Annotated in this window: 6 protein-coding genes; 3 read left to right on the forward strand and 3 right to left on the reverse strand. The window is 70.2% G+C overall.

The features are described from left to right. Nucleotide 1: 1 nt before the first annotated feature. Genes QNJ12_RS10530 through QNJ12_RS10540 form a run of 3 tightly spaced genes read right to left on the reverse strand, consistent with a single transcriptional unit; the run spans nucleotide 2 to nucleotide 3,772 of the window. Nucleotides 2-2,395 (reverse strand): aerobic carbon-monoxide dehydrogenase large subunit, encoded by a 2,394-nt coding sequence (locus tag QNJ12_RS10530; protein WP_300622588.1) that lies wholly within the window; start codon nucleotides 2,393-2,395, stop codon nucleotides 2-4. Further along, nucleotides 2,392-2,895 carry a (2Fe-2S)-binding protein gene (locus tag QNJ12_RS10535; protein ID WP_300622590.1) on the reverse strand — a complete coding sequence of 168 codons (504 nt, stop codon included), beginning with the start codon at nucleotides 2,893-2,895 and terminating at the stop codon, nucleotides 2,392-2,394. The genes QNJ12_RS10530 and QNJ12_RS10535 overlap by 4 nt, the downstream gene beginning before the upstream one ends. 1 nt (nucleotide 2,896) lies before the next feature. Continuing rightward, nucleotides 2,897-3,772: a xanthine dehydrogenase family protein subunit M gene (locus tag QNJ12_RS10540; protein ID WP_300622591.1), complete on the reverse strand. Its 876-nt coding sequence runs from the start codon at nucleotides 3,770-3,772 to the stop codon at nucleotides 2,897-2,899. Between the two features lie 288 nt (nucleotides 3,773-4,060). On the opposite strand from QNJ12_RS10540, the gene QNJ12_RS10545 reads away from it, so the two are divergent. The 3 genes from QNJ12_RS10545 to QNJ12_RS10555 all read left to right on the forward strand — a co-directional run bounded on the left by QNJ12_RS10545 (nucleotide 4,061) and on the right by QNJ12_RS10555 (nucleotide 8,397). Continuing rightward, nucleotides 4,061-6,247 (forward strand): HD-GYP domain-containing protein, encoded by a 2,187-nt coding sequence (locus QNJ12_RS10545; RefSeq protein ID WP_300622592.1) that lies wholly within the window; start codon nucleotides 4,061-4,063, stop codon nucleotides 6,245-6,247. A gap of 38 nt (nucleotides 6,248-6,285) precedes the next feature. Continuing rightward, nucleotides 6,286-7,488 carry an acetyl-CoA C-acetyltransferase gene (locus QNJ12_RS10550; protein ID WP_300622594.1) on the forward strand — a complete coding sequence of 401 codons (1,203 nt, stop codon included), beginning with the start codon at nucleotides 6,286-6,288 and terminating at the stop codon, nucleotides 7,486-7,488. Between the two features lie 369 nt (nucleotides 7,489-7,857). Next, nucleotides 7,858-8,397: a flavodoxin domain-containing protein gene (locus QNJ12_RS10555; RefSeq protein WP_300622596.1), complete on the forward strand. Its 540-nt coding sequence runs from the start codon at nucleotides 7,858-7,860 to the stop codon at nucleotides 8,395-8,397. Nucleotides 8,398-8,406 lie beyond the last annotated feature (9 nt).

An 8,406-nucleotide genomic window follows, 5' to 3' on the forward strand; every position in this document is an offset into this window, starting at 1 on the left:
TTCAGTCCGTGAACGCGAGGTCGGTGCGCAGCGGCCGGCCCTGCATGGTCATCCACACCTGGGCGGGCGTGAACGGCATGTCGGCGTGCCGGACGCCGTACGGCTTCAGCGCGTCGATGACGGCGTTCACGATGGCGGGCGGCGAGCCGACCGTGGCGGACTCACCGATGCCCTTCGCCCCGAGGGGGTGGTGCGGCGACGGCGTGACGGTCTCGCCCATCTCGAAGCTCGGGACCTCCATCGGCGTGGGCAGCAGGTAGTCCATGTAGGAGCCGCCGAGGTTGGTGCCCTCCTCGTCGAACGCGATCACCTCCATCAGCGCCATCCCGATGCCGTCGGTGAGACCACCGTGGATCTGACCCTCGACGATCATCGGGTTGATCCGTGGCCCGCAGTCGTCGACGGCGATGAAGCGGCGGACCTTGACGTGGCCGGTGCCGGGGTCGATGTCGACGACGCAGATGTAGGCGCCGAACGGGTACGTCAGGTTCGGCGGGTTGTACACCGCCTGGGCGTCGAGGTGCCCCTCGACGCCGTCGGGCAGTTCGAGGTTCGAGTGGGCGAGCAGTGCCAGCTCCTGGATCGACTTGCCCTGGTCGGGGTCGCCCTTGACCTGCCACCGGCCGAGCTCCCACTCGAGGTCGTCGACCGAGCACTCGAGCGCGGTCGCAGCGACGATCTTCGCTCGTTCGCGCACCCGCTGCGCCACGATCGAGGCGGCAGCTCCCGACACCGGCGTGGAGCGAGACCCGTAGGTGCCGAGGCCGAACGGCGTCTGGTCGGTGTCGCCGTAGACCACCTCGACGTCCTCGGGCGGGATGCCGAGCTCGTGGGCGACGATCTGGGCGAACGTGGTCTCGTGGCCCTGACCCTGGGTCTGCACCGACAGCCGGACGACCGCTTTGCCCGTCGGGTGGACCCGGAGCTCGCAGCCGTCGGCCATGCCGAGCCCGAGGATGTCCATGTGCTTGATCGGGCCGGCACCGACCGCTTCGGTGAAGAACGACACGCCGATGCCCATCAGCTCGCCGCGCTCGCGCTTCTCGGCCTGCTCCCTGCGCAGCTCGTCGTAGCCGGCGATGTCCATCGCCATCCGCATGGCCGCTTCGTAGTCGCCGCTGTCGTACTCCCAGCCGGTCGGCGTGTGGTACGGGAACTGCTCGGGCTGGATGAAGTTCTTCAACCGCAGCTCGGCGGGGTCCATCCCGAGCTCGTCGGCGAGGCAGTCGACCAGCCGTTCGATGAGGTAGACCGCCTCGGTGATCCGGAACGAGCAGGCGTAGGCGACGCCGCCGGGCGCCTTGTTCGTGTAGACGCCCGTGACCGAACAGTGCGCCGCCGGGAAGTCGTACGAACCGGTGAAGACGTGGAACAGGCCGGCGGGGTAGTTGGTCGGCTGCGCGGTGGCGTTGAACGCGCCGTGGTCGGCGAGCACGTGGGTGCGGACGGCGAGGATCTTGCCGTCCTGGGTCGCGGCGATCTCGCCCGTCATGTGGTAGTCCCGGGCGAACCCGGTCGACATCAGGTTCTCGGAGCGGTCCTCGATCCACTTCACCGGCTTCTTGGTGACGATCGACCCGACGATCGCGCAGACGTAGCCCGGGTAGATCGGCACCTTGTTGCCGAAGCCGCCACCGATGTCGGGACAGATCACCTGGAGCTTGTGCTCGGGCAGCCCGGCGACCATCGCATACACCGTTCGGTGTGCGTGCGGCGCCTGCGTGTTGCAGTGCATCACCAGCTTGCCCGTGATCGGGTTCATGTCGGCGACCATGCCGCACGTCTCCATCGGCGCCGGATGCGAGCGCGGGTACAGCATGTCCTGCGTGACGACGACCTCGGCGTCGGCGAACGCGGCCGCGGTCGCGTCGGCGTCGCCGGCGTCCCAGTCGAAGATGTGGTTGTCCGTCTGCCCGTCCTTGTCGTCGCGGATGACGGGTGCGCCGTCGTCGAGTGCCTTCTTGGCGTCGACGACCGGGTCGAGCGGCTCGTAGTCGACGTCGATGAGGTCGAGCGCGTCACGGGCGGAGTAGCGGTCCTCGGCGATGACGAACGCGACCTCCTGCCCGTGGAACCGGACCTTGTCGGTGGCGAGCACGGCTTGGGTGTCGTACGACATCGTCGGCATCCACGCGAGGCCGAGCGTCTCGAGCGTCGCGCCCGTGATGACGGCCTTGACCTTCGGATGTGCCTCGGCGGCCGACGTGTCGATCGAGTTGATCGTCGCGTGCGCGAACGGGCTGCGAAGGATCGCGCCGTGCAGCATCCCGGGCAGCACGACGTCGTCGAGGTAGTGGCCGGCGCCCTGGACGAACCTGACGTCCTCCTTGCGCAGCATCCGGCCGAAGCCGATCGGGTTGCCGGCCTCGCTCGTGGGGACTTCGGTCGTGCTCACGACGAGGCTCCTTCCGTTGCTTCCTGCCGTTTGGCGGCCGCCCAGTTGACGGCCTTCACGATGTTGTCGTAGCCGGTGCACCGGCAGAGCTGACCCGAGAGCCCGTCGCGGATCTCCTCCTCGGACGGGTTCGGGTTGCGGTCGAGCAGGGCGTCGGCGGCGATCATCATGCCGGGCGTGCAGAAGCCGCACTGGAGGCCGTGGCACTCCATGAAGCCCTGCTGGATCGGGCTGAGGCCCTCCTCGCCGGCGAGGCCTTCGACGGTGGTGATCTCGGACCCGTCGACCATCGCCGCGAGCACCGTGCAGCTCTTCATCGGCTGCCCGTCGACGCTGACGACGCACACGCCGCAGTTGCTCGTGTCGCAACCCCAGTGCGTGCCGGTCAGTCCGAGGTGGTCGCGGATGTAGTGGACGAGCAGCGTGCGAGCCTCGACGGTCGCCGAGCGGGCCTCGCCGTTGATCGTCACGCCGACGTCGACGTGCATGTTGTCGCTCATGTCAGTTGCCTCCTTGCGCTCGGGCGACGGCTCGTCGCAGTGCACGTGCGGTGAGCTCGCCGGCCAGATGCCGCTTGTACTCGGCCGGGCCGCGCTGGTCGGTGGTCGGGCTCGAGTCGGCGGCAGCTGCGGCGGCCGCGGCAGCGATGACGTCGTCGGTCGGCTGCTGCCCTCGCAGCGCGGCCTCGGCAGCCGGCGACACGAAGTGCTCGGCGCCCACGGCGGCAAGACCGACACCGGCGTCGGCGATCGTGTCGCCGTCCATCCAGACGGCGACGGCCGCAGCAGCGATGGCCCAGTCGCCGACGCGGCGCTCGACCTTCTCGTACGCGCTCCCGCACCGGTCACGGATCGGGATCCGGATCTCGGTCAGGATCTCCGCGTCGCCGACGACGGTCTCGTACGGCCCGGTGTGCAGTTCGCGGACCGCGACCGTTCGCGGGCCGGCTGTCCCGCGGATCGTCGCCACCGCGTTGAGCGCCGACAGCGCCGCCGACAGGTCCTCCGCCGGATCGGCCTGGCATAGCGAACCGCCGACCGTCCCGCGGTTGCGCACGACCGGGTCGGCGATCACCTGCTCGGCGTCGACCAGCATCGGGAAGTGCTCGGCGACGAGCGGGGAGTCGAGCACGTCGTTGTGGCGTGCCATTGCGCCGACCACCAGCTCGCTGCCGTCGATGCTGATGCCGCCGAGCTCGCCGGCGAGCCCGTTGATGTCGATCACGGCTTCCGGCTGCGCGAGCCGCAGCTTCATCATCGGCAGCAGGCTGTGCCCGCCGGCGACGATCCGGGAGTCCGGTCCGAGCCGTTCGAGGAGCTCGATCGCGTGATCGACGCTGGTGGCCCGTTCATAGCTGAACGGCGCTGGCGTTTGCATGGCTGACCCCTTTCGCCCGTTCCATCCGGCCCACCGTCCCCCGGGCAGCCGCGACCGAGCAGGGGGAGTCTTCACGGTGGCCCTGCGCGCGTCAATTCGGAGTGCGGATTCGAGGGGCGGCTCGGCGAGGCCGACCGCACCGAGCTCAAGCACAGTCCCCTCGCTGCCGATTCATTCATGGTCGTCGGCGCGCGTGAAGCGCACGCTCGAGGCGACGGAGGACGCGACGAACGGTCAGGGGTCCACGTGAGCATCGACACTGCTCAGCCCAGGGCGGGAGAACGGCAGATGCCGGCCCAGCGCGCCCCGACCACGGCACCTCCGCCCGGCACACCGGATCGCTGGCCGGAGCGGAAGTGGCTGGCGCGCCTGATCCGGACGTTCGTCTTCCTCGGCCCGCTGATCCTCTCCTTCGTCGTGGCCTACGGACTGTCACGCAGCCTCGCGATGCCCGACCCGTTCTGGCATCGCGTCGCGCGCTGGCTCTCGATCGCCGCCATCGCGACGCTGGTGATGATCGGCACCGAGCGGGTCCTGCGCCGCCTGCTGCCGCTCGCGGCGCTGCTCTCACTCACGATGGTGTTCCCCGACGAGACACCGTCTCGATTCGGCATCGCGTTGCGCGGCACGTCGGCGCGACAGCTCGAGAAGAAGCTCGACGCGATCGACGAACACGGTCTGGGCGACACGCCGCGTGAGGCGGCCGAGACGTTGCTCGAGCTGGTCGCTGCGCTGTCGCGCCACGACCGCATGACTCGCGGGCACTCCGAGCGCGTCCGCGCCTATGCGGTCATGATCGGTGAGGAGCTGGACCTCGCCACCGAGGAGCTCGATCACCTGCGGTGGGCGGCTCTGCTCCACGACGTCGGCAAGCTCCACGTGCCGGAGGAGATCCTCAACAAGCCGGGCAAGTTGACCGACGAGGAGTTCGAGATCGTCAAGCAGCACACCATCGCCGGGCGAACGCTCGTGGCACCGATGGCCGACTGGCTCGGACCATCCGCCGACGCCGTCTTCGAACACCACGAGCGATTCGAGGGTGGCGGTTACCCCACCGGCGTGCCGAGCGCGGAGCTCGCCTTGACGTCCCGCATCGTGTCGGTCGCCGACGCCTTCGACGTGATGACGTCGGCACGGTCGTACAAGGCGCCGATCTCAGCTCGGGAGGCCCGAGCCGAGCTCCAACGCTGTGCCGGCACCCAGTTCGACCCGACCGTCGTGCGGGCGATGATGAACATCTCGCTCGGCAAGCTGTGGCGTGCGATGGGCGCGATGTCGTGGGCGGCGCAGGCCGGGATGTTCCCGCGCCCGCTCGCCGCGGCTGGTGGCCCGGCGTCGAGCACGCTGGTCGCCGGCGCCGTGTCCGCCGCACTGACGGGCGCGGCCGTGGTCGCTGGCGCAGCGTCTGACGAACCACCGCCACCGCAGCCGGCGGTCGTCGAGACGACCGCCCGCGCTGCGGCGCCGCCTCCGCTCGATGACGTCGGCGGGCCGGCAGGCGATGACGGCGTCGGTGGCGGCGACGGCGGCCCGCCCGCCGTCGCTGCGGGAGGGTCCGGCGCTCCACCGCCGGTCGGGGCGATCGGCGAGCCGTCACCGACGTCGGAGGCACCGCGCGCGACGACGACCACCACGACGGTGCCGGCCAGCACGTTGGAGCCGACCCTCCCGACCACGACGGCCGACACGACCGCGGCCACCACGACCACCACGGCCGCTGCGACCTCTCCGGGGACCACGCTGGCCCCCGTCGGCGCGACGACTCCGACGACCGCGAACCCGACGCCCACGACCACCCCGACGACCACCCCGACGACCTCGACCACCACCACCCCGACCCCGGCCACCACGACCACCACCTCGACGACCACGACCCCGACGACCACGACGACCACGACGCCGACGACGACGACGACCGTGCCGGGCTCGGGTGGGGTCTGGGTCGTGGCGTCGCCGGCGCCGGGCGACCAGACCTCGCAGGCCGTGCTCGATCTCGTGGCCGAGCGTCGCATGCTCAACGAGGTGCTGCCGAACCTGGACGTCGACCGCAACAAGGAGCCGGGGCTCACGATCGAGCGATCCCCGAAGGTGCTGGAGAGCTCCGACCCGGAGGCCGTGCAGGTCTGGCGATTCCCGGCGCAGGTGAAGGCGATCACCGGTGCCGTCACACTCGGGGTCTGGATCGCACCCGATGGGCCAGTCGGGTCAGGGCGGCTGCATGTTCGTGCCGGCCTGTTCGACTGCGACGAGGCGCGGACCGCCTGCGTCTGGCTCGCCGACGACCAGGTGATGGTCGCCGCGATCGAGGGGACCTTCGTCCCCGTTTCGTTCGACCTGACGCCGGCGCCGCACGACCTGGAGACCGGCCGCAGGCTGGAGGTTCGCGTCGCGCCGATCCACGGGGCGAGCAACGACATCCTGGTCGGCTACGACACGATGGACATGCCGGCCACCGTCGCCGTCGGCGCGGGCTGACTCGCTCCGATTACTCGCGGGTAACTACGCTGCTCGCCATGACTGAAGCAGTGATCGTTGCCACCGCCCGCAGCCCGATCGGGCGAGCCGCGAAGGGTTCGTTGGTCGACCTCCGCCCCGACGACATGGCGGCCCAGATCGTCACCGCGCTCATGGAGAAGGTGCCCCAGGTCGGCGCCGACGACATCGAGGACCTCATCATGGGGTGTGGCCAGCCCGCCGGTGAGGCCGGCTTCAACGTCGGACGTGCGGTTGCCGTGCTCGCCGGGCTCGACGACGTTCCCGGCGTGACCGTCAACCGGTACTGCTCGTCCAGTCTGCAGACGATCCGGATGGCAGCCCATGCGATCAAGGCCGGTGAGGGCGACTGCTTCATCTCGGCCGGTGTCGAGGCAGTCAGCCGCTACGGCAACGGCGCCTCGGACACGGCGCCGAACCCGATCTTCAAGGACGCCGGCGCCCGCACGGCCGAGCGCTCGCAGGGTGGCGCACCGACGTGGACCCCGCCGGAGGGCCTGCCCGACCTCTACATCGCGATGGGACAGACCGCCGAGAACGTCGTGCAGTCCGAGGGCGTCACCCGCCAGGAGATGGACGAGTGGGGGGCGCGCAGCCAGCAGCGCGCCGTCGCCAACGTCGAGAACGGCTTCTGGGAGCACGAGATCACGCCGGTCACGCTGCCCGACGGCACGGTCGTGTCGAAGGACGACGGTCCCCGGCCGGGCACGACGGTCGAGAAGCTCGCCGAGCTGAAGCCGGTGTTCCGGCCCGACGGCGAGGTCACCGCCGGCAACGCCTGCCCCCTCAACGACGGCGCGGCCGCGGTGATGGTGATGAGCGACACGAAGGCTGCCGAGCTCGGCATCACGCCACTTGCCCGTGTCGTGTCGTCCGGGGTGTCCGGCCTCAACCCCGAGATCATGGGCCTCGGTCCGATCGAGGCGAGCCGCCAAGCCATGGCGCGCGCCGGCATGACCATCGACGACATCGACCTCGTGGAGATCAACGAGGCCTTCGCCGCCCAGGTGCTGCCGTCGGCGAAGCACCTCGACATCGACCTCGACAAGCTCAACGTCAACGGCGGCTCGATCGCGCTCGGTCACCCCTTCGGCATGACCGGTGCGCGCATCATGACCACGCTGCTCCACGGCCTGCAAGAAGCCGACAAGGAGTTCGGTCTCGAGACGATGTGCGTCGGCGGCGGCCAAGGCATGGCCATGATCGTCCAACGCTTGAGCTGAACCCGTTCACCGGCTCGCTGCGTTCCGCTTCGCCGCTCGCTGCCCCCAGGCAGCTCGGGCTCATCGGCCTTGCGAGACGGCGAACGGCCTTCAGCTCAAGGAGCCGATGCTTCGTCGGTGGCTGGCAGTCGTTGCGACGCGGTCCCGGTCACGCCGTCTCGTCGTGCCTCGTGAGCGGCGCAACCGATCTCGGCTCATGGACCTGATGCTTCCTCCGAGCGCGGCGGGCTCCGCAGCGCGGTTCGGGTTGTTGTCGCTGGCGGCGTTGCGGCTCGCCGCTCGCTGCCCGGCTCGCTGGTGACGTTCGGCTCTGGCGCCCGGTCTGTGGCGGGTGCAACGTGGGGGTGTACCCACCGGAAGGGAGGAGTCATGCGCGCACTGGTCGTCTACGAGTCGATGTTCGGCAACACCCACACCGTCGCCGACCGGGTGGCAGCAGGGCTCCGGACCGAGCTCGAGGTGACCGTGGTCCCGGCCACCGAGGCCACCCACGAGCTGGTCGATGCGCACGACTGCCTGATCGTCGGCGGACCCACGCACGCCCACGGACTCTCCAGCGCAAGGTCGCGGGAGACGGCCGCCGAGACCGCCGCCAAGGAGCCCGACCTCGAGCTCGAACCCGACGCCGAGGGCGCTGGTTTGCGCGACTGGTTCGACGGGCTCGGGTACGGGCGCAACCACCGTGCGGCGGCGTTCGACACGCGGGTCGACGCGCCCGCCGCGCTGACGGGGCGGGCCTCGAAGGGCATCAACCGTCGCCTCGTCAAGCACGGTTTCCAGCCGATCGTCGAGCCCGAGAGCTTCCTCGTCGACAAGCACAACCACCTGCTGCCCGCCGAGGACGACCGGGCCGAGGCCTGGGGCGCCGACCTGGCGCACGCACTGCTGGCCGTCATCCAGCACCGCTGAACCGGTCGG

The sequence above is a fragment of the Ilumatobacter sp. genome (assembly GCF_030065885.1).
GTDB lineage: Bacteria > Actinomycetota > Acidimicrobiia > Acidimicrobiales > Ilumatobacteraceae > Ilumatobacter.